At 45.4% G+C, this 20,515-nt stretch carries 15 protein-coding genes; 6 read left to right on the forward strand and 9 right to left on the reverse strand.

The window, feature by feature from the left end; all coding sequences use genetic code 11:
• Window positions 1-9 precede the first annotated feature (9 nt).
• Complete coding sequence (trmB, locus tag NNC77_RS04910; protein WP_040553112.1) at window positions 10-780, forward strand: tRNA (guanosine(46)-N7)-methyltransferase TrmB; 771 nt, start codon at window positions 10-12, stop codon at window positions 778-780.
• A gap of 259 nt (window positions 781-1,039) precedes the next feature.
• Here the strand turns inward: trmB and rhuM are convergent, their stop codons facing one another.
• On the reverse strand, window positions 1,040-2,050 hold the full coding sequence (gene rhuM, locus NNC77_RS04915) for a RhuM family protein (RefSeq protein ID WP_234564113.1): 1,011 nt from the start codon (window positions 2,048-2,050) through the stop codon (window positions 1,040-1,042).
• Window positions 2,051-2,463: 413 nt separating this feature from the next.
• On the opposite strand from rhuM, the gene NNC77_RS04920 reads away from it, so the two are divergent.
• Window positions 2,464-4,815 carry a beta-glucosidase gene (locus NNC77_RS04920; protein WP_234564160.1) on the forward strand — a complete coding sequence of 784 codons (2,352 nt, stop codon included), beginning with the start codon at window positions 2,464-2,466 and terminating at the stop codon, window positions 4,813-4,815.
• A 132-nt stretch (window positions 4,816-4,947) separates the two neighbouring features.
• Here the strand turns inward: NNC77_RS04920 and NNC77_RS04925 are convergent, their stop codons facing one another.
• The 4 genes from NNC77_RS04925 to NNC77_RS04940 form a co-directional block, all read right to left on the reverse strand.
• Window positions 4,948-6,042: a type II toxin-antitoxin system HipA family toxin gene (locus NNC77_RS04925; RefSeq protein WP_118079662.1), complete on the reverse strand. Its 1,095-nt coding sequence runs from the start codon at window positions 6,040-6,042 to the stop codon at window positions 4,948-4,950.
• Window positions 6,039-6,377 carry a helix-turn-helix domain-containing protein gene (locus tag NNC77_RS04930; protein WP_022121265.1) on the reverse strand — a complete coding sequence of 113 codons (339 nt, stop codon included), beginning with the start codon at window positions 6,375-6,377 and terminating at the stop codon, window positions 6,039-6,041. The genes NNC77_RS04925 and NNC77_RS04930 overlap by 4 nt, the downstream gene beginning before the upstream one ends.
• A 163-nt stretch (window positions 6,378-6,540) precedes the next feature.
• Window positions 6,541-9,051: a hypothetical protein gene (locus NNC77_RS04935; RefSeq protein ID WP_118079660.1), complete on the reverse strand. Its 2,511-nt coding sequence runs from the start codon at window positions 9,049-9,051 to the stop codon at window positions 6,541-6,543.
• Between the two features lie 86 nt (window positions 9,052-9,137).
• Window positions 9,138-10,001, reverse strand: a complete 864-nt coding sequence (locus tag NNC77_RS04940; RefSeq protein ID WP_118079658.1) for a GLPGLI family protein — start codon at window positions 9,999-10,001, stop codon at window positions 9,138-9,140.
• Between the two features lie 202 nt (window positions 10,002-10,203).
• Between NNC77_RS04940 and NNC77_RS16770 the strand changes: the two genes are divergently transcribed.
• The 4 genes from NNC77_RS16770 to NNC77_RS04960 all read left to right on the forward strand — a co-directional run bounded on the left by NNC77_RS16770 (window position 10,204) and on the right by NNC77_RS04960 (window position 14,375).
• Window positions 10,204-11,283: a winged helix-turn-helix domain-containing protein gene (locus NNC77_RS16770; protein ID WP_420377671.1), complete on the forward strand. Its 1,080-nt coding sequence runs from the start codon at window positions 10,204-10,206 to the stop codon at window positions 11,281-11,283.
• Window positions 11,284-11,407: 124 nt separating this feature from the next.
• Window positions 11,408-12,925: a 2,3-bisphosphoglycerate-independent phosphoglycerate mutase gene (gene gpmI / locus NNC77_RS04950; protein ID WP_118079656.1), complete on the forward strand. Its 1,518-nt coding sequence runs from the start codon at window positions 11,408-11,410 to the stop codon at window positions 12,923-12,925.
• A 57-nt stretch (window positions 12,926-12,982) separates the two neighbouring features.
• Complete coding sequence (locus NNC77_RS04955) at window positions 12,983-13,648, forward strand: uracil-DNA glycosylase (RefSeq protein ID WP_022121270.1); 666 nt, start codon at window positions 12,983-12,985, stop codon at window positions 13,646-13,648.
• A 91-nt stretch (window positions 13,649-13,739) separates the two neighbouring features.
• Window positions 13,740-14,375 carry a DUF3109 family protein gene (locus tag NNC77_RS04960; RefSeq protein ID WP_022121271.1) on the forward strand — a complete coding sequence of 212 codons (636 nt, stop codon included), beginning with the start codon at window positions 13,740-13,742 and terminating at the stop codon, window positions 14,373-14,375.
• Window positions 14,376-14,458: 83 nt separating this feature from the next.
• On the opposite strand, the gene NNC77_RS04965 is transcribed toward NNC77_RS04960, so the two are convergent.
• From NNC77_RS04965 to rpsT, 4 genes are all read right to left on the reverse strand, one after another.
• Entirely contained in the window at window positions 14,459-15,352 is an 894-nt protein-coding gene (locus NNC77_RS04965; RefSeq protein ID WP_234564110.1) for an alpha-L-rhamnosidase N-terminal domain-containing protein, read from the reverse strand.
• 14 nt (window positions 15,353-15,366) lie between these two features.
• Window positions 15,367-17,742, reverse strand: a complete 2,376-nt coding sequence (locus tag NNC77_RS04970) for a glycoside hydrolase family 95 protein (RefSeq protein WP_254970201.1) — start codon at window positions 17,740-17,742, stop codon at window positions 15,367-15,369.
• Between the two features lie 131 nt (window positions 17,743-17,873).
• Window positions 17,874-19,844: a DNA topoisomerase (ATP-hydrolyzing) subunit B gene (gene gyrB / locus NNC77_RS04975; RefSeq protein WP_234564108.1), complete on the reverse strand. Its 1,971-nt coding sequence runs from the start codon at window positions 19,842-19,844 to the stop codon at window positions 17,874-17,876.
• A 308-nt stretch (window positions 19,845-20,152) separates the two neighbouring features.
• A complete protein-coding gene (gene rpsT, locus NNC77_RS04980; RefSeq protein WP_006847644.1) occupies window positions 20,153-20,407 on the reverse strand; it encodes a 30S ribosomal protein S20 in 255 nt (84 codons plus the stop codon).
• Window positions 20,408-20,515 lie beyond the last annotated feature (108 nt).

Consider the following 20,515-nt stretch of genomic DNA (forward strand, 5'->3'; position numbering starts at 1 on the left):
AAAGAATCAATGAGCAAAGGAAAATTAGCTAAGTTTGCGGATATGGAGCGTTTCGAGAACGTGTTCCAGTATCCATATAGTGTAGTAGATGACGTGCCTTTCGATATGAAGGGCAAGTGGCGTGAGATGTATTTCCACAATGATAATCCTATCGTGCTGGAGTTGGGATGCGGCAAGGGTGAATATACCGTGGAACTTGCCAAGCTCTATCCTGAGATGAACTTCATCGGTGTGGATATCAAGGGTGCACGAATGTGGACCGGTGCCAAGAAAGCGATAGAGGAAGGACAGAAGAACGTGGCTTTCCTCCGTACCAATATCGAGATTATCGACCGCTTCTTTGCTGCGGATGAGGTGCAGGAAATCTGGCTCACCTTCTCTGACCCGCAGATGAAGAATCCTCGTAAGCGTCTTACATCTACTTATTTCATGAACCGTTATCGCCATTTCCTCGTGGATGGCGGCATCATCCATCTGAAGACGGACTCCAACTTCCTCTTCACCTATACTACTTATATGGTGGATGGCAACCATCTGCCTGTGCTCTTCCGCACCGAGGACCTCTATCATCAGGAGGGCATCGATGAGGAAACCCGTAAGATTCTCTCTATCCAAACCTATTATGAGAGTATGTGGATAGAGCGTGGCTTGAACATCAAGTATCAGAAGTTCGCCTTGCCACGTGAGGGCGAGTTGGTGGAACCTGATATTGAGATTCCGCTGGATGATTATCGCAGTTATCGCCGTGATAAGCGAAGCTCAAAGGATACAGCGAAGTAGATTTCTACAATGATTTGAATAAGCTTCCGCAATGCTTTGAATGCCTTTCCTCAAGCGTTATTGGCGTTTGAAGAATGCGTCATAAGTATCTGAAAGAAGTAACTGAAGTTGTTCGGAGATACAATAGAAGTTGTTGGAACAGTAAGTATCTCGAAGCGCACAACAGCTGATATGCGGTCGCACATCAGCTGTTGTGCGCTTGTCTTTCAGCTGTTGTGCATGCGTAGAACAGCTGTTGTGCGGCTTTTTAATGGCAATTCTATTGATTGTCTTTGTTAATCAAGTTGACGACTACTTTTACCATAACATCTTTTTCCTCAGTTCTGCTTTCTGCAATCATCAGAGTCAGTGCTACGAGTGTGTTGTCGGCAATCCTCTTATGTCTATTTTCTGCATACAGAATGCCATTCTTCTCCATAAACCAAAGAAAAAGCATGGCCGCAATTCTCTTGTTGCCATCGCTGAATGAATGGTTTTTTACGACAAGGTAGAGCAGCATGGCTGCTTTTTCTTCTACCGAAGCGTAGAGTTCTTCACCGCCGAAGGTTTGGTAAATCTGACCTATGCTGCTCTTGAATGAATCATCCTTCTCATTGGCAAACCATTTACTGCCTCCAAACTTTTCTTTCAAAGCATTGATGGCTTCCATTGCATTTTCGTAGGTGGCATGGAACGGCTCGGCTTGAGTCGTCTTGTCTATGAGTAATGTCTGATAATCATATTTGTCGAGAGTATCCAGGGCATAAACATAGTCGCTGATGACATTGAATAGTCCGTTATATTCGCCTTCTGAAACCTGATCTTGTAATGTAATCGCACGTGACATCAAACGAACCACTTCTTTCAGTTCGTTGTAATTGTCTAGGCGCTTCTGGTTGATGGCATAACCCTTGATAATGTATTGCTTCAAGATGGAATTAGCCCATTGACGGAATCTGGTACCATTGATTGACTTTACACGATAGCCTACGGAGATAATGACGTCCAGGTTATAATATTCCGTTTCGACAACCTGTTCAAAGCCGTCGTGGCGACCATATTTCTTGGTATGTGCAAATTTTGCACATACCAAGGATTTGTCGAGTTCACCTTCTTTAAAACAGTTATTGACATGTCGTGAAATCACAGTTCTGTCACGGCCAAACAACTCTGCCATTTGGCTTTGTGTAAGCCAAACGGTATCATTCTCTAATTTTACATTCAGCTCTATGTTTCCCTCTGGAGAACGATAGATTTCGATGGAAGATTTTCTCTGCTCCATACCTTTCATTATTTAAATGTCCTTACCCTAGTACCCAACTTTTGGATAATTCGGCAAAGATACGATAATTGTTTGATTCCTACAAGGTTTTCGAGTATTTTTTCTTCTTTTTGATGAAATTTGCGAAAGATTTTAATGGAAGGAATGTTTTGTTTTTGATTATTTCCAGATTAAATATCAGGACTAGTCTTAGGATGGGGATATGTATAGTATGTTATGTTCTTCCTATACCTTTTGTTAAATCCGGGAATAATCTTGTTGAATTCAAGAAAAAAAGGTGGAAATGCTTGGCGTTTCCACCTTATTTTATTATATTTGCAGCAAGTTTTTGAAGAAATGCAGTATTCTCAGGGACTGCATGGAACTGACGAAACGACTAAAAGAACAGAAAAGTAATAACTAACGAAATAAACGACAAAATGATGAACTACAAGAAATTGGCTCTTACCGTTGCGGCTGGAGCGATGGCAACTACAATGATGGCGCAATCAGCACCAAAACTGAATGCCAATAACATCGAAGAAGTAATCAAGGCGATGACCTTGGAAGAAAAAGCCCAGATGCTGGTGGGCGGTGGTAACGATGGATTCGTGGGCAGCGGTGCTATGCTCGGACATCAGAAGAAGTTCGTGCCGGGTGCTGCGGGTACTACTGTAGCCATCCCTCGTCTCGGCATTCCTACTACCGTTCAGTGTGATGGTCCTGCCGGAGTTCATATCGATGCTCATCGCGAAGGTGACAGCCGTAGCTACTTTGCCACTGGTTTCCCTATCGGAACCTGTCTGGCTTCTACCTGGAACACCGACCTGGTGCGCAAGGTGGGTGAGGCTATCGGTAACGAAACCCTGGAGTATGGATGTGATGTCGTGCTCGGACCGGGTATGAACCTGCATCGTAATCCGCTCTGTGGCCGTAACTTTGAGTATTATTCAGAAGACCCAATCGTAACGGGTCTTATCGGAACCGCCTTTGTACAGGGTGTGCAGAGTCAGGGCGTGGGTGTAAGTGCCAAGCACTTTGCCGTGAACTCTCAGGAAACTGACCGTACCAAGGTGGATGAGCGATTGAGCCAGCGTGCTCTCCGTGAGTTGTATCTGAAGGGTTTCGAGATGATGGTTCGCAAGAGCAATCCTTGGACTATCATGTCTGCCTATAATAAGATTAACGGTGTTTATGCCCAGGGCAACAAGGGACTCTTGACCGATATTCTCCGCAACGACTGGGGATATAAGGGAATCGTGGAGACCGACTGGATTGGTAAGCGTGCCGACCTTCCGCTGGAACAGGAAGTAGAGGCTGGCAACGACCTGATGATGCCGGGTTATCCAGCACAGGTGCAGGATATTGTTGATGCCGTGAAGAATGGCAAGTTGGATATCAAGGATGTGGACCGCAATGTTCGCCGTATGCTCGAATATATCGTGAAGACTCCTCGATTCAAGGGATATAAATATAGTGGTGAGCCAGACTTGAAGGCTCATGCAGCTATCACCCGTCAGAGTTCTACCGAGGGTATGGTGCTCCTGAAGAATGATGCCGCTCTTCCTATCCAGGGCTTGAAGACCGTGGCACTCTTCGGTGTCAACTCTTACGATTTCATGTCGGGTGGTCTTGGTAGTGGAGCCGTTAATGTAGGCTATTCTGTAGATATGGTTACCGGTTTGAAGAATATCGGTGTGGCAACTACTCCTCAGCTTACGGAAATCTATCAGAATTATGTGAAGTATGCCAAGGCTAAGTTGAAGGCAGACAAGAATCCGATGATGTGGTTCCTGGATCAGGGGCAGCCAAAACTCGATGAAATCGAGATTACTGAGCGCTGTGTAGCTGGCGAGGAGCCAAAGGCAGACGCTGCCATCATCACCATCGGCCGTCAGGCAGGTGAGGGAATGGATCGCCAGATCAATGGTGAGTTCAACCTCAGTCAGATAGAGCAGGATATGATTTTCCGTGTATCTGATGCTTTCCATGCCAAGGGCAAGAAGGTGATTGTCATCATCAACTCTGGTTCTGTGATGGAGACTGCCAGTTGGAGAGACCGTGTGGATGCTATTCTCGTAGCTTGGCAGCCAGGTATCGAGGGCGGCAACTCTGTTGCTGATATCCTGACCGGTAAGGTGAATCCATCGGGTAAGTTGACCATGACCTGGCCTATCGCTGCTACCGATCATCCTTCTACTGCCAACTTTGCCAAGGATTACGATATGTACACCTACAAGAATCTGCTGGATTGGAGCAAGGGTAATATCAAGGGTTACGATTATAGCAACCACGAGGAGGATATCTACGTAGGTTATCGCTACTTTGATACCTTCAAGAAGAATGTGGCTTATCCTTTCGGTTATGGCTTGAGCTATACTACCTTCGAGTTTGGCAAGCCATCAGTCAAGGCTAAAGGCAACAATATCGAGGTTAGCGTAACTATCAAGAATACCGGTAAGGTTGCCGGCAAGGAAGTTGCTGAGGTTTATGTCACCGCTCCAAAGGGCGCTTATGAAAAGCCAGCCAAGGAACTCAAGACCTTCGGCAAGACCAAGTTGCTGAATCCAGGTGAGAGCCAGACTTTGAAGATGACCCTCGAAAAGCGCGATCTTGCCAGCTTCGATGAGGCTAACAGCCAGTGGAAGGTAGATGCAGGTAACTATCTCTTTAAGGTAGGTAGTGACGTAGAGAACATCAAGGGAACTGCCACATTGAAGGTGGCAGAATACACCGAGAAAACAAGCAATGCTTGCGCTCCTAATGTTCAGTTGAACTATCTGAAGCAGAAATAGTTCGTAGTTTGTGCAAAATGAAATAGATTAAACAGAAACGCCTCTATCCTAGAAAAAGAGATAGAGGCGTTTTTATTGTAATTCCGTTTAAGGAATAGACCACACAGCGCACGCAGATAGTTCGCTTTTATTCTAGCATTGTTCGGTTACCTCTTCGTAGATTTCGCGGCATCTCTTTTCCTTCATTTTGTTCTTTACGCCAACGGCAATCATATCCTCTACGGTCGGATGCCCAGTTCTATTTACAGATGTTGCGTGTTCACCATTATATCCCTCGGTGCAATGGGTGAGGTCGTAGGCTGGGGCTAAATGCCAGTGCCATTTGCCATCGCTCTCTTTCTGAACCAAGAAAGAGAAGTTCTTGCAGTGGTCATCCTTGTTGTCCATTATATAATTAAAAACCATGCGGCGGAACATCTCTTCCACATCCTCTTGGCTCTGAGTAAGATAACCAGTAAGCGCCAAAAGGTTGAGATAATCGAGAATGGGGTTGGAAAGGGAAACGTTGAGCAAGGCTCCAGCTGTGGCTACGTGAATGCGTTCGCCTGTTGGAGAAATGTCGAAGCGACGGCAGGCAAAATACTTGTCGTTTACCAGTTTGAAGTCTGGTACTTGAATACCACATTGCTTGGCTATCTCATTATAATGATACTCTTGCTTTCCCATATCTTGTGGGTCGTAGGTATGGCGAAACTTGACCAACCAATGACCATCCTCATTTGTAAAAATGGCTTTCGGGCGACAACCGCCACTATTACCACTATTATATAATAGCAATCCTGCGTCATTATCCTGTTGCTCCTTCAATACTTCCAAGGCTTTGGCTTGTAAAAGGTCAAAGTCCTCTATCTCGTGTCCAGTCTGGATAGAAGTAATAGGTTCGTAGGTCAATGCGCCCATACCTCCATTGCCCACGATGCTCAGTCGGTCAAGAGCAGATAGCTCAAAGTCGTTGATGCCCTCTTTTAGCAAGGTTTTATGCAATAGGTATCTACCATATCCATCGGGAAGGCTGTCTTCGAAGATGCCAAAGTTCCCGTTGAAAGGGGTGGCTTTGGCAATGAAAAGACCAGGCTTCAGTGGCAATTCCAACGGAGATATACTAAAGCCAGATGCCAACCACTGATTGTCATACTCGAATGTGCATACTTTTCCATCGGCACTCAATGACAGTGTGCCGACTTTCTCCTGGTGATATTTCACGGCTAAAGATTCTATATGTTTCATTGTCTGTAAGCCTTTTTCTTGTTAGCGTTTCTTTTTATCTGTTGCAACTCCTCCATGGTGGAGTACTTGGGTTGCGAGAAGACGTTCTTGATTTCTGAGGTGTAGTCCAAAGCTATGGCGATACCAATCAGATTTTTGAGGGAGATGAGGCCCTTTTGTTCGAATCTGGTGATGTTGCTGACGGCAACGCCTGACTTGTCTGCCACTTGCTCACGTGTCAGATTCTTCTCTATTCTTCGTTTTCTGAAGTCGTTTGCCATCTCCTTTGCAATCTCATCAGGATTGTCGTGGAGGTAGTTATCTAATATTGCTAATATATTATTCGTTTCTTGCATAATTATGGGGATAATAACAAGATATTATCAGTTGCAAAGATACAAATAATAATGTTATGTTCCAAATAAAAATCAACTAAAAAAGTTAAAATCCCTTATAACCTTGTCTCTTATCCTTAAAAGCAAAGAACTCCCGTCTCTTTTCTGAGATGGGAGTTCTTGTTTAGAAGGAATACTGGGCGGAAATCATCAGTTCGCGAGGGCGAAGATAATAGCAGTCGGTCAATGTACTGATGCCGCTATAGATGGTTTCCATATAATTCTTCTTATTGAATAGGTTTCGAAGCTCTGCTGAAAGGCGGAGCTTTTTCATTCTCCAAACTGCCGAGGCATCGCCAAGGAGGGTGTTAAGGTGGCTGCCCTCTTGCAGTTCATTGCGATAATGTACGAGCGAGAAGGAGAGGTCCACATGGCTGATGGTAGCGGTGGCAGATACGCTTTGGTGCCAATTAAATAACGATGACTTCGCCATTTTTTGACGTTTCGAGTTGTAAAAAGAGAATTCTCCCTCATAGCTAAAGGCGCACCAGGACGGCGAGAAGTCGATGCTAGGCTTTACAGTATAGTTGTCGGCGGTGTAGCTGATGGCTTTGCTGCTGCTGTATTGCTCACCCTTGCTGTAGTTGTAACTGCCCTCCAGGCGGGTCTTCAGATGAAGGTCGTAGAAGCCCTTCGATATGTAGAGTGATGCCCCTAGGTTGTTGCTCTTGCTGTCCTGCTTATATAATGAGGTATAGTATTTGCCATCCACGATGCGTAGGTCGGATGCTGTGTTCATCCAGTTTTTGCTGGCATTGACCGATGCGCTGAAGAAGATTTCCTTGATAGGGCGCTTGTAGTCGTAACTCAACTTGCCATAAAGAGAGCGAGTTATCGGAATGATGTCGCTCGAAGTGTACCAAGAACGATAACTTTGACGATATTGCTTCATGGCGTAGTTGGTGGCATTGCCTGTTCCTGTACTGTATCCTGTGTAGATAGTCAACTCTCTACGGAAATCCAATTTCTTATATAAGTAAAGGTAGGGTGATATGGTAAGTAGAGTTTTCTGTGGATAGGTGAAGCGTTCCCAGATGAAATCGGGAGAGAACGACATACGGAATGTCTCGGTCTTGTATTGCCAGTAAGGGGTGAACTTCCCTGTGATGTTAAGACTGTTTTTGCCGATTTCATCGCTTCTTTCCTGACATTTCGCATAGATGTTGTTGAGGTCGATACTCATTCTATATTCCTGTGTCCAGTGGAAGTGATTCCTCATCCACTGTAAGGCGTGGGCAGTATGCCAAAGGTTGGTGCGGATGCGATTGCGCTCGTCGTTAACGTAGAGGTCCGCCACACCATGGTGATAGTCGGCAGTGCTACGCCAAGAGAGTTGACTTTTCTTGAAGACGAAGAGACGGTAGATACTTGCCGAGAGGTCGAGCTTTGGGATGCGGACACGTTGGGTAAGCGTGTCGTTGATGTTTGACAAACCGTCGCTTTGTGCTGTGCTGAGGCTGATGCTCTCGTTGCCATAATGCTCAGCCTTGTTTACCTTGTTCTCCCATTGCAGATTGAAGGCATCGCTGATCATCGTCTTGTGGTTGTGTTCCGTGGTAACTGTGGGAGCTTCGCCGCCGAGGTCGTAGATACTCATGTTCTCTCGCTCTTGTCGAGTTACCGTACGAAGATAGTTGGCTTCTATGCGAGTCTCTGCATCGTCCTTGTTCTTCTTGATATGGTTGATGGAGTATTTTTGCGAGGTGTTGAAGCGCAGGCGTTCTTCGTCGATAGGAGCGTCAAGCGATGGTACTGATATCCATGATGGAAGGGAGGCAGGAGCCAGACGATTGCTGTAAGATGCGAGTTGGTTAAATGCATAGCCGAGATTTTTACCTGTTCTGTCGTATTCTGCATCATACATCATCTGTTTCTTCTTGCCAATTTGCATGATATTGATGCTTCCGCCTACGTGGGATGGATGCCCTACGAGTAAGTAGGGCTTGAGAGTAGGCATCAGTTTGTCGCGGGCACTGTCTTTCAGGGCGATGTTCATCGCTACATTATCTGTAAAGGTTTTGTTCTGGAGCGCCTTGATAGGTTGGTCATGCTCGATGACTTCGGCCTTTTTTACGTCTTTTGCCTTGATGTTCTCCTCTAGTTGGTTATATTTGCCACCGGTCAGGTCTAGACCTTCCACAGTGAATCGGTTGATGGGCTTACCATTGTAGTTGATACGGCCATTCTTCTCTATATCCACGCCTGGCAGCTTTTTCAATACATCCTTCAGACTGTTGTCCCGCTCATTGGCAAAGCGGGTGAGATCGAAAGAAATGGTATCCCGCCCTGTGATACGAGAGCCTTTTACTTGTACTTCCTTCAAGACAAAAGCTGTTGAAGCCATACTGATAATGGTTTCTTTTCCCGATGAAATCGATGTTTTTGTCTTTTTATACCCCATAAACGTGGCCTGCAGTTTGTCGTTGGCTTGCTTTTCGGTGATAGGAAGCACGAAGGTTCCGTCCTCCTTTGTTCTTGTAAACTTCAAAGGTTTGCCATTGCGGAGCAGTGTGATGGAGACGTTGGCTAGACGGTTATGGGTCAATGAATCTTCTACATAACCGCTAATCTTCTCTTGGGCAAACGCATGGCACGCCACGAACAGAATAGTGAAAAGAACTATTATTTTCTTCATCTTTTTCTCTCTTTTCTATTTTACCTTAGACACTTATCTTGCTAATGTCTTTAAGACGCTTGTCTGGCAAAAATGTAAACTGCTAATTATCTTTCAATCGGATTGTATGGCTCAGCACGCTTGGAATGCTTCAGGATATTTCCTTTTTCATCCTTGATCTTTACAATTGCAGCATACTTGGCATCTTGAAGCAGATAGCCGATAGGGTCGGCATAGTATTTCTTGTAAATGGAGGTCAATGATTTGCGGTCGATAGGCTCGAATGTCTTACCTTTATAATAGATAGGTGTGGAGCCTTTGTCTGTAGTGAGTCCTACAGCCGTAAATCCATAATCGTTCTCGGAGTCGTGAGCCTTGAGTATCAATCCCGGCAGTCCGCTCAGTTTCCAGGGACCATTGTCAATAGGGATGTCTTCCGTGTACCATGCAATCCATGTTCTACCCTTAAACTTGGCAATAGCCTGGTGGCACTCGTAACCGCAGATGGAATCGATACTGTCTGTGAGTTGCCAGTCTATCGGTTCCATCGGTTCAATGCACAAATATCTGTCAGCAGCAAAGAAATCGAGATAGGCAGTCTTGCCCTGTTCTGGATAGTTCTTATATACTTTCCAATTAATCTGTCCGCCATTACCGGAGAAATTGACAGGTATTCCTTTTGCCATATTTGCGGAGATGATAGAGTCTCTTTGGAATATCGGATAACTGTAGAATGCGGAATACTTGTTGCCAATCTGCAAGAGCATTTTCTCTTCGATGCGCCCAATGATGGTGTCGGTCTTGGTATATTTCTTTTCGTAAATATACTCGGCATCATATACTACCTGATACTTTACCTGATCAATGGAATCTCCCATGCCAATGCTTGATTCATCGAACAGGTTTACTGTTTGAGCTTGGAGCATGCATGCATATAATGCAAGCCATGCTATTAATAATACCTTTTTCATAATCTTCGTCTATTATTCATTATTTTATCTGTTTCATTCGTTTTTGTGATGCAAAGGTACTGAGCTCATCCGATGAAATCGATGATTTCTGTTACTGAGTTATTACTTTTGCTTCTTTTCGCCTATTATTATTTTATTACTCTTGCCTTTGTTTACGGATTTTTCAGTAACTTTGCCGTCAAATTCAAAAGATCAGGAATGTATGAAAAGTAACAGTAAGCTGAAAATAGTGTGGATGGTATGTGGGGTAGCAATCGTATTGTTGTTCTGCACGCAGGCATATTGGCTCCATCTTCAATGTCAATATAGCTTAGACCAGCAGGTAGAGCAATTCAAGAAGGATTGTGATGAAGTGTTAGCGCAAGATTTGAAGAATAGAAAAAAGTTGCAGGAGAATTCATCTACGAAAGGTAGAAGAGATACGGTTATGCTTAAAATAGAATCTGAATATGATATGAAGAAGGGATGTAGCCGTACTACGCTTTCTTTTTGGAACAATCACCGCTTTCTTGTCCGTTTGAATGATCCTGATCTTACGGGTGATGATGCTTATCTCATCATCAGCAGATATCTGGCTTATATAGGTAAGCATCCCTCGTTGGCTTCTTATCAAAGATTACTGGATGATAAGGGATATGGGAAGATATCCTTTTTTCGCCATCTGGATTACAAGACTGTCTTCCTGAATGCAAAATATGATGTCGAAGGCAGATGGTCACGTGTGGTGACGGTAAAGTATCAGACGAACCCAATGTTTCGCCAAGGTATTTCTTTTCAGGTGCCCATTCCTATTACTCGAACGCTCAAAGCCATGATGTGGCAATTGATAGGAAGCATCTTTCTCTTTTTCATATTGATAGGATGTCTGTATTATCTGGTTAAGACCATAGTCTTCCAGAAACGCATTGATGGCATTCGCCATGAGTTTCTGAAGAATATGATTTATGAGTTGAAGCAACCGAAAGAAGACGACAAAGGTGAAGAATCTGCTGTTTTTATCGGTTCCATTGCTTTCTACTATGCGCAAAATGAACTGCTATGTGGTAATTCCAGAGTAGTCATCACATCTCGTCAAGCTGAAATTCTGAAGCTTCTTGCCGAGAACCAGAACCAGCTTGTAGAGCGGGATTTCATACTGAATGAAGTCTGGGGGGATGACTCATACTCCAATTCCCTTGCCCTGAACGTGCAGATTACCTATCTTCGACGTGCATTGAATCTGGATGAAAAGGTAAGCATCGAAGCCGTCATCAAGAAGGGATATATCCTGCGAACCTGTTGATCTTGTAATCAACTCTCATCTTTTTAGAAAGGTGGAAGTTTTTTTATCTTAATTTATTTTGTCCTTCACCTATTTTGTTGTAACTTTGCAGTCGAAATTCGAATTTAAATTATTTTATGTAATTATGGCAAAAAAAGCTCTTTTAATGATTCTCGACGGATGGGGAATCGGTAAGCATGATAAGGGTGATGTTATCTTCAAGACTCCAACTCCTTATCTCGATTATTTGACAGCAGTTTCAGCACATTCTACTCTCCAGACTTGTGGCGAGGACGTAGGTCTTCCTAACGGTCAGATGGGTAATTCAGAGGTTGGTCACCTCAACATCGGTGCTGGTCGTGTGGTATATCAGGACCTCGTTAAGATCAACAAGGCTTGCGAGAGCGGTGACATCTTGAAGAATCAGGAGATCATCAACGCTTACAGCTATGCTCAGAAGACAGGTAAGAAGCTCCACTTGATGGGCTTGACTTCTACCGGTGGTGTTCACTCTTCTTTGGATCACCTCTTCAAGTTGATTGAGATTGGTAAGGAATATGGTTTGAAGGAGACATACGTTCACTGCTTCATGGATGGCCGTGATACAGACCCTAAGAGCGGTAAGGGCTTCATCGAGGAGGTTCAGGCTTGCTGCGACAAGAACGGTGCACACATCGCAAGCATCGTAGGTCGTTTCTATGCTATGGACCGTGACAAGCGCTGGAACCGTGTGAAGGAAGCATACGACTTGCTCGTTGAGGGTAAGGGTAAGCAGGCTGACGATATGGTGAAGGCAATGCAGGAGAGCTATGATGAGGACGTAACAGACGAGTTCATCAAGCCAATCAATAACTCAAAGGTTGACGGTACTATTCAGGAGGGTGATGTTGTTATCTTCATCAACTACCGTAACGACCGTGCCAAGGAGTTGACACAGGTATTGACTCAGCAGGATATGCCAGAGGAAGGCATGCACACCATCAAGGACTTGCAGTACTACTGCATGACTCCATACGATGCAAGCTTCCAGGGCGTTCACATCCTCTTCCCTAAGGAGAACGTAATGAATACCCTCGGTGAGTACTTGAGCGCACAGGGCAAGAAGCAGCTCCACACTGCAGAGACAGAGAAGTATGCTCACGTAACATTCTTCTTCAATGGTGGTCGTGAGACTCCATACGAGGGTGAGGACCGTATCCTGGTTCCTTCTCCAAAGGTGGCTACTTACGACTTGAAGCCAGAGATGAGCGCTTACGAGGTAAAGGATAAGTTGGTTGGTGCTATCAACACACAGGAGTACGACTTCATCGTTGTAAACTTCGCTAATGGTGATATGGTAGGTCACACAGGTATCTACAACGCTATCGCTAAGGCTGTTCACGCTGTTGACAACTGCGTAAAGGACGTTATCGAGGCTGCTAAGGCTAACGATTATGAGGCTATCATCATCGCTGACCACGGTAATGCAGACCACGCTATCAACGAGGACGGTACACCAAACACCGCTCACTCTTTGAACCCAGTTCCATTCATCTACGTAACTGACAACAACTCAGCTACCGTTAAGGATGGCCGTTTGGCAGACGTAGCTCCTTCTATCCTCCATATCATGGGCTTGGAGCAGCCAGCTGATATGACAGGTGAGAACTTGATTATTGACTAATAATAATTTCGGAAGTCAAGGCTTTTTGGAGCCTTGACTTCTTTAACTTAAATCATTATGGACGTAAAGATAGAAGAAAGTTGGAGACAGCATATAGGAGAAGAGTTCGACAAGCAGTATTTTGTTGACCTCACAAACTTCGTAAAAGAGGAATACTTGCGTACGCCCTGTTATCCTCCTGGCCGCTTGATTTTCAATGCCTTCAATCTCTGTCCTTTTGATGATGTAAAGGTAGTGATTATCGGACAGGATCCATACCATGAGCCGGGTCAGGCGATGGGACTGAGTTTCTCTGTGCCGGATGGAATCACTTTTCCACCATCATTGATTAATATATTCAAGGAGATTCAGATGGATCTCGGCACTCCGATGCCAGCCACGGGCGATTTGACCCGCTGGGCAAAACAGGGAGTACTGCTTCTCAACGCCACGTTGACCGTTCGTGCCCATCAGGCTGCGAGTCATCAGCGCAAGGGCTGGGAGGAATTCACAGATGCTGCCATCAAGGCGCTCAGCAAGGATAAGGAGCACCTGGTGTTTATCCTTTGGGGCGGTTATGCCCGGAGCAAGGCGAAGCTCATCGATACAAGCAAGCATCTGATATTGGAAAGCGTTCATCCTTCGCCATTATCAGCCAACAGAGGCGGATGGTTTGGTAATCATCATTTCTCCCGCTGCAATGCGTATCTGCAGCAGAACGGAATTGCGCCTATCCAATGGTAGGTACACCTATTAATATATAGCTATCCACTCATGGGTAGCTATCATTATTTTTATTATACACTCAAAGAAATTTATTCATCTCAAAAACATTATGAAGAAAGACGAACTTCGTATTCTGCAGGTGGGCAACGTGTTGGTTTCACCTGATATTATCACCGAAAAATTCTGTTGCGACCTTGATGCCTGCAAGGGCGAGTGCTGCATCGAAGGCGATGCGGGAGCTCCTGTTACCCTGGATGAGATTATGGAGATTGAGGATGCGCTGGATGTGGTTTGGGATGATCTCTCGGCTTCTGCCCAGGCTATCATAGATAAGCAGGGCGTGGCTTATACCGATATTGAAGGCGATTTGGTGACGAGCATCGTGAATGGTAAGGATTGTGTGTTTACCTGCTATCAGGACTTGAAAGATTTAGGCGATGGACATACGATTCCGAATTGTTGTCTCTGTGCCTTGGAGCGTGCTTATCGCGAAGGAAAGTCGAAGTTCAAGAAGCCTATCTCCTGTGCTTTGTATCCAATCCGTGCCAAGGATTTCGGCAACGAGGTGTATGGCATCAACTATAACAAGTGGCGCATCTGCAAGGATGCCATCAAGAAGGGTGAGGAGTTGAACCTTCCGGTTTATAAGTTCCTGGAGGGTCCGCTGGTAGAGAAGTTCGGTAAGGAATGGTATGATGAGCTTTGCGAAGTGGCAGAGCAAGTGCTTGCCGAATTGGAAGACTAAATTCAGTTAGAGACTTTGGAAGATAATAGTTCCGAAGTCTTTTTTTGTTTTATAAAAAAAGAGATTTCGAAACGCTGTTGAGCTTATTCCGAAATCTCTAATCCTTCTATATTTGTGATATTACTTCTTCTAAAACCTTTATCCCAAGTTATCACGAAATCTTTTTGATGCTCAGCATGGATGCGGTAATAGGCTTGCTCGTCCATTTCGCCACTGCATACATATTGGTTTCCGTTAATATGAAGTGTTGTTCCTTTGCTGGCATTGCGTATCGTGAGCCTGATGGTTCCACGGAACGGACGTCCGAAGTCTATACGGCATCCTTGATGATCAAATTCCTCCTGGTATGGTTCTAATACCATTTGAAGTTTGTTCTGGGTGAGGTATGGCAGCTGGTCAACAAAGATATAGTTTACCGTATCTTTGAAGGCGCCTGTCGGATGAACCCATCCTGAAGATTGGTATTCAGCCGATTTCCACTCAGTAGTGTATATTCTATTGTCAAAGTGTTCTTTTTCGTTGTAACTGCCGCCCTTCAGGGGCTTGCACCACCATGTTTCGTCTGCTTTATGATAAAAAGAAACAGAGTCTGTATACCAGCCATGAAGTTCCAACGAGAGTTGTTTGCTCTTATTTCTTATTCTTCCTGGTGCATACCAGACCGCAATAATATTTTCGCCCTTTTTCAGATATCTGGAGATATCTATGGTTTGCATCAGAAGGATGCTGTCTCTGGCTCCTTCGTTGAAAATGCTTGGCGTAGCATTTCTTTCGTTGATGTATAGGCGGGTATTTCCTCCACTTGCCATGTTTATCTCAGCCTTTAAAGGCTTTTGATCAAGATGATAGATTTTCCTGAATAATATCTCAGAAGAATCGTTGGGGAATGGATATGATACCCAATGGGTACCGAATTCCTGTGCATAGGAATTCAGCACCCAGAGAGTTGTAAAGATGAGAATTGTAAAATATCTCATAGATGATTATTTGTCTATTTTATGAGTTTTGTTTCGCCAGCCTTGAAACTAAATGTTTTCAACTTACCATTATACTTGACGGTCAGGTTTCCGGTATTCTTGCTAGTGATGGAAGCTTTGCTGACCTTTCCATTGTTCCATACGAGATTAATCTCGTAGTTTCCACGTGCTTTGATACCCTTAATTTCGCCTGTAGGCCATTCTTTAGGTAGAGCAGGAAGAAGATGCATAGTCTCGCCATCGCATTGCATCAGCATCTCGCATACGCCTGCTGTGCCTCCGAAGTTGCCATCTATCTGGAAAGGTGGATGGGCATCAAAGAGGTTAGGGTAGGTGCCACCGCTACGGTGTTTGCTGTCCTTGTAGACTTCAGGGCTTACGTAGGTGAGCAGCTTGCGGTATATCTGATAAGCTTTGTCGGCACGATGCAGACGAGCCCAAAGGTTGATTCTCCAGCCTGTACTCCAACCGGTGGAATTATCGCCCTTGATTTCCAGGGTCTTGGTTGCGGCAGCAGCAAGTTCCGGAGTCTTGTTTACCGAAATCTGATGGAAAGGATAGAGCCCCAGCAGGTGTGACTGGTGGCGATGATGCCAATCCTGGTCTTCCCAATCGTGGTACCACTCCATCAGATTGCCTCGCTTACCTATGTGGTAAGGGCGCAGGCGATTGAGGGCTGATTGCAACTGCTGCTGGTAATCGTTGTCGATGCCCAGGGCTTTTGCTCCCTTGATGGTATTCTTGAAGAGCTCGCGGATGATGGCGAGGTCGGCGGTTCCGCCATAGAAACTGCTGCCACGATAGCCCTTATCGTTGATGTAATCTGCCTCTGGCGATGTGCAAGGAGCAGTAATCAGCTCGTTTGGATTGTGTGGATTCGGAATGAGCCACGCAAGCATGAAGTCGGCAGTCCCCTTCATCAGCGGATAGGCTGTATTGCGAAGATATTCGGTATCGCGGGTATAGTCATAGTGATCCCAAAGGGTTTCTACAAGCCAGGCTCCACCCATAGCCCAGTTGCTCCATTGCGGACTTTCGTTTCCGGTTCCTACAGGATTGGTCATTGCCCAGGCATCAGTGTTGTGTCCAGCGCACCATCCCTTATCGATACCATAGAAGTGCTGGGCATTGTGGCGACCTGTCACAGCCATACCCTCTACCAATCCGTCTACTGGGGCTACCAGTTCTGAGAGGTTCGCAACTTCTGCCGGCCAGTAATTTTCTTCCAGGTTGATGTTGATGGTATAGTTGCCGCGCCATGGCGAACGGAGGGCTGGTGCCCAGAGTCCCTGCAGGTTGGCAGGCACTCCCTTGGTTCTACTGCTGCTGATGAGTAGGTATCTGCCATACTGGAAATAAAGCTGTTCCAGATAAGGGTTGCTCTCGTGGTTGTCGCTGTAGGCGAGCAACTGTTTGTCGGTAGGGCGGGTGGCATCAAACTTGGCTCCTTTCAGGTTCAAACTTACTCTATCAAAGAGTTTCTTGTAGTCGGCGATGTGACGCTGTTTGAATTCTTCGTAAGTGAAGTTGGCAAGGTGCCAGGCTTCATCGGTTACGTTCTCGATGTATGGAGCTCCTTCCTTCACAGGATGCTTGTCGAATCCGTTGTAACTTGTTTCGTTTACGAGATAGATGATAGCCTCGCTCACATCCTTCAGATGGAGTACAGAATCGCTTGCCCACACTTTTCCGTCGGTGTTCTTCACCTGAAGCATGGCACAGTAATGCGTACTGTTGGCTTCATCGCCGAGAACATGTCCCGTCATGGTGAGCTGTCCTCTGGATGCTTTTACCTGATGGGGAATGAGGGAAGTGAGTGAGATGTCGCTGTTGATGGATCTCTTCTGGGAGGCACTCAGCTTGATGGCAATCATCTTGTCGGGATGAGAAGCAAAATACTCTTTGGCGTATTGGATGCCGTTGCGCCTGTAATGAACAGTAGCCAGGGAGTTGTCGAGGCTCAGTTCGCGGTAATAATCCGTAAACTCGCCCTGGTTGCAGTCTTTGATATTGATCATGCCCAATGGCTGATAGAACTCCGAGTTATGGCCTTGCACATAGTGTTGCAGGGAATCGGCGGTCTTGTAATCCTCCTTGAACAGCGCCTCTCTGATTTTCGGAATCCACTTGTAGGCTTCGCCACCTTCGTTGGGATTCACAGGCACGCCCGTCCAAAGGGTGATGTCGTTGAGCTGGATAGAGTCATTATTGGCTCCACCATAAACCAGCGCACCCAGTTTGCCATTGCCTAATGGCAGTGACTCTTCGAAGGCGTATGCAGGCTTGTTGTACCACAACTTGTTGGGTTGCAACTCTTTACTTACTGTTGTTGCCTGGCAGTTCCACGTACTAGAGGCAGCTAACGCAATCGTAAAAAATATATGCTTCATAAAGATGGTATTGTTGGTTTTTAAATTCGGTGCCCAGAAACGAAGTCGGAAGGTGATGCTCATTGGATGAGGCTATCCAAAAAAGGGGGAAGACTCTCGCTGAGTCTACCCCCAATATGTTCGTGTTAACTTTAAGCGTCGATATTGGCGTAAGTAGCATTCTGTTCGATGAACTCGCGGCGTGGTTCTACATCATCACCCATCAACATAGAGAAAATCTCATCAGCCTGGGCTGCGTTCTCGATAGTAACCTGCTTGAGCAAGCGTGTAGATGGGTCCATAGTAGTTTCCCAAAGCTGTTCTGGGTTCATCTCGCCCAAACCTTTGTATCGCTGGGTGTGGATATTCTTGTCTTCTACTCCATCTCCATACTTGTCGATGAATGCCTGGCGCTGCTGCTCTGTATAGCAATACTCGCTTACCTTGCTGCGATAAGTACACTTGTAGAGTGGTGGGGTAGCGATATACAGATGGCCTTCTTCAATAACCTTTGGCATGAAACGATAGAAGAGTGTCATAATCAATGTGTCGATGTGAGAACCATCGACGTCGGCATCGGTCATGATGATAATCTTGTCGTAACGCAACTTGTCGGTATTAGCCTCCTTGCTGTCTTCGCCATCTACACCGAAGCGGACACCGATACTTTGGATGATGTTCATGACAGACTCAGCTTCGAATACCTTGTGCCACTGTACCTTTTCTACATTCAGAATTTTACCACGCAATGGGAGAATAGCCTGACGGAAACGGTCGCGACCCTGCTTGGCAGAACCACCGGCGGAATCACCCTCGACGAGGAAAATCTCGCATTCTTTAGGATCCTTCATTGAACAATCGGCAAGTTTACCAGGAAGACCACCACCTGTCATGAAGTTCTTGCGCTGTACACTCTCACGTGCCTTGCGGGCAGCTATGCGGGCCGTAGCAGCCAGGACAACCTTTTCGCAGATTCGCTTTGCCTCGTCTGGATGTTCTTCCAGGTAATCAGACAAAGCCTCGTTTACAGCCTGCTGAACGGCACCTTGTACCTCGCTGTTACCGAGCTTGGTCTTGGTCTGTCCCTCAAACTGAGGTTCAGCTACCTTGATGGAGATAACGGCAGTAAGACCCTCGCGGAAGTCTTCTGGTGCAATCTCTACCTTTGCCTTCTCAATCTGCTTAGAGATGGTTGGGTCAGCTTCTGCGTAAGCCTTCAAGGTGCGGGTCAATGCCATACGGAAACCAGTCAGGTGGGTACCACCCTCAATGGTGTTGATGTTATTGACGTATGAGTGGATATTCTCAGAGTAATCTGTGTTGTACATCACAGCAATCTCGATAGGAATACTCTGCTTTTCTGTCTTCAGATAGATAACATCATCGAAGAGATGAGTGCGGTGACGGTCTACGTAACGGACGAATTCCTTCAAACCATCCTTAGCGTGGAAAACCTGCTCCTTGGTCTTACCTTCCTCGTCAGGGCGCAAATCTTTCAAGGTAATCTTGATACCTGCATTGAGGAATGCCAACTCGCGCATACGGTTGGCAATGATGTCCCACTTATAGACAGTGTGAGTAAAGATGGTTGGATCTGGCCAGAACTGCTGGCGTGTACCGCGCTTGTTGGTTTCACCTACCACCTTAACCGGATAGAGAGGCTTACCCTTCTCATATTCCTGCTGGTAGATTTTGCCGCCACGGAACACCTGTGACAACATGTGGGTAGAAAGTGCATTCACACAACTTACACCCACACCATGTAAACCGCCAGATACCTTGTAAGAACCCTTGTCGAACTTACCACCTGCGTGAAGCACGGTCATAACGACTTCGAGGGCTGATTTATGTAGTTTCTCGTGCATATCCACAGGGATACCACGACCATTATCTTCTACGGTGATAGAGTTGTCTTCGTTGATGGTAACTTCGATGTCGGTACAGTAGCCCGCCATTGCTTCGTCAATAGAGTTGTCTACAGTTTCGTTTACCAAGTGATGAAGACCCTTTTCGGAGATGTCACCAATATACATCGCCGGACGTTTGCGAACAGCTTCCAGGCCTTCCAGAACCTGAATGTTACTCGCAGAGTAATTATTTGCGTTGTTTTGATTTTCTGCCATTTTAGTATTGTCTTATTTCCGTGCAAAGATACTAAAAAAAGCTGAGAAACAGGAACTTTTGTTTGTGAAAAATCACCAAAAAGTGAAGAAAAAACGTAGAATGTGAACTTTAGCGGCAAAAGTGTCTTGAAAAAGCTGTTTTATAATCGTTTTGCGCGTTTTTATAGGGTATGTTGTAGTATAAAACCGGTTGTGATGGGAAGATTTTATGATGCAGGAAATGGGTAGTCGGGTTCATAGAAATAGAATAAGGCTGCGACCCTATAAAGGATTGCAGCCTTATTTATTTCTTTGCTTTGACTTATAAGTTAGGCCAACTTAGCGATGTGCTTTGTAAGACCAGACTTCAAGTTTGCAGCCTTGTTGTCGTGGATAACGTTGATCTTAGCCAACTTGTCTAAAAGCTTCTGAACAGTAGGATAGAGCTTTGCAGCCTCTTCCTTGTCAGACATGTTGCGCAACTTGCGGACAGCATTGCGCATAGTCTTTGCATAATACTTGTTGTGCAAAGCCTTCTTCTTGTCCTGACGGATTCTCTTGATTGATGATTTGTGATTTGCCATCTTCTTTATGTTATTTTTTTTATTTCTTAAATGTTTGTAGTCCCTAGCAGAGTCGAACTGCTCTTTAGAGAATGAAAATCTCTCGTCCTAACCGATAGACGAAGGGAC

The organism is Segatella copri, assembly GCF_024330485.1.
GTDB lineage: Bacteria > Bacteroidota > Bacteroidia > Bacteroidales > Bacteroidaceae > Prevotella > Prevotella copri_L.

Excerpts from the sequence above, each read along its gene's own strand:
- NNC77_RS04960 (WP_022121271.1), top strand. The coding sequence starts at position 13,740 with ATGAAGAAAGACGAACTTCGTATTCTGCAGGTGGGCAACGTGTTGGTT.
- rhuM (WP_234564113.1), bottom strand. The coding sequence starts at position 2,050 with ATGAAAGGTATGGAGCAGAGAAAATCTTCCATCGAAATCTATCGTTCT.
- gpmI (WP_118079656.1), top strand. The coding sequence starts at position 11,408 with ATGGCAAAAAAAGCTCTTTTAATGATTCTCGACGGATGGGGAATCGGT.
- NNC77_RS16770 (WP_420377671.1), top strand. The coding sequence starts at position 10,204 with ATGAAAAGTAACAGTAAGCTGAAAATAGTGTGGATGGTATGTGGGGTA.
- NNC77_RS04970 (WP_254970201.1), bottom strand. The coding sequence starts at position 17,742 with ATGAAGCATATATTTTTTACGATTGCGTTAGCTGCCTCTAGTACGTGG.
- NNC77_RS04940 (WP_118079658.1), bottom strand. The coding sequence starts at position 10,001 with ATGAAAAAGGTATTATTAATAGCATGGCTTGCATTATATGCATGCATG.
- rpsT (WP_006847644.1), bottom strand. The coding sequence starts at position 20,407 with ATGGCAAATCACAAATCATCAATCAAGAGAATCCGTCAGGACAAGAAG.
- trmB (WP_040553112.1), top strand. The coding sequence starts at position 10 with ATGAGCAAAGGAAAATTAGCTAAGTTTGCGGATATGGAGCGTTTCGAG.
- NNC77_RS04930 (WP_022121265.1), bottom strand. The coding sequence starts at position 6,377 with ATGCAAGAAACGAATAATATATTAGCAATATTAGATAACTACCTCCAC.
- NNC77_RS04965 (WP_234564110.1), bottom strand. The coding sequence starts at position 15,352 with ATGAGATATTTTACAATTCTCATCTTTACAACTCTCTGGGTGCTGAAT.
- NNC77_RS04925 (WP_118079662.1), bottom strand. The coding sequence starts at position 6,042 with ATGAAACATATAGAATCTTTAGCCGTGAAATATCACCAGGAGAAAGTC.
- NNC77_RS04955 (WP_022121270.1), top strand. The coding sequence starts at position 12,983 with ATGGACGTAAAGATAGAAGAAAGTTGGAGACAGCATATAGGAGAAGAG.
- gyrB (WP_234564108.1), bottom strand. The coding sequence starts at position 19,844 with ATGGCAGAAAATCAAAACAACGCAAATAATTACTCTGCGAGTAACATT.
- NNC77_RS04935 (WP_118079660.1), bottom strand. The coding sequence starts at position 9,051 with ATGAAGAAAATAATAGTTCTTTTCACTATTCTGTTCGTGGCGTGCCAT.
- NNC77_RS04920 (WP_234564160.1), top strand. The coding sequence starts at position 2,464 with ATGAACTACAAGAAATTGGCTCTTACCGTTGCGGCTGGAGCGATGGCA.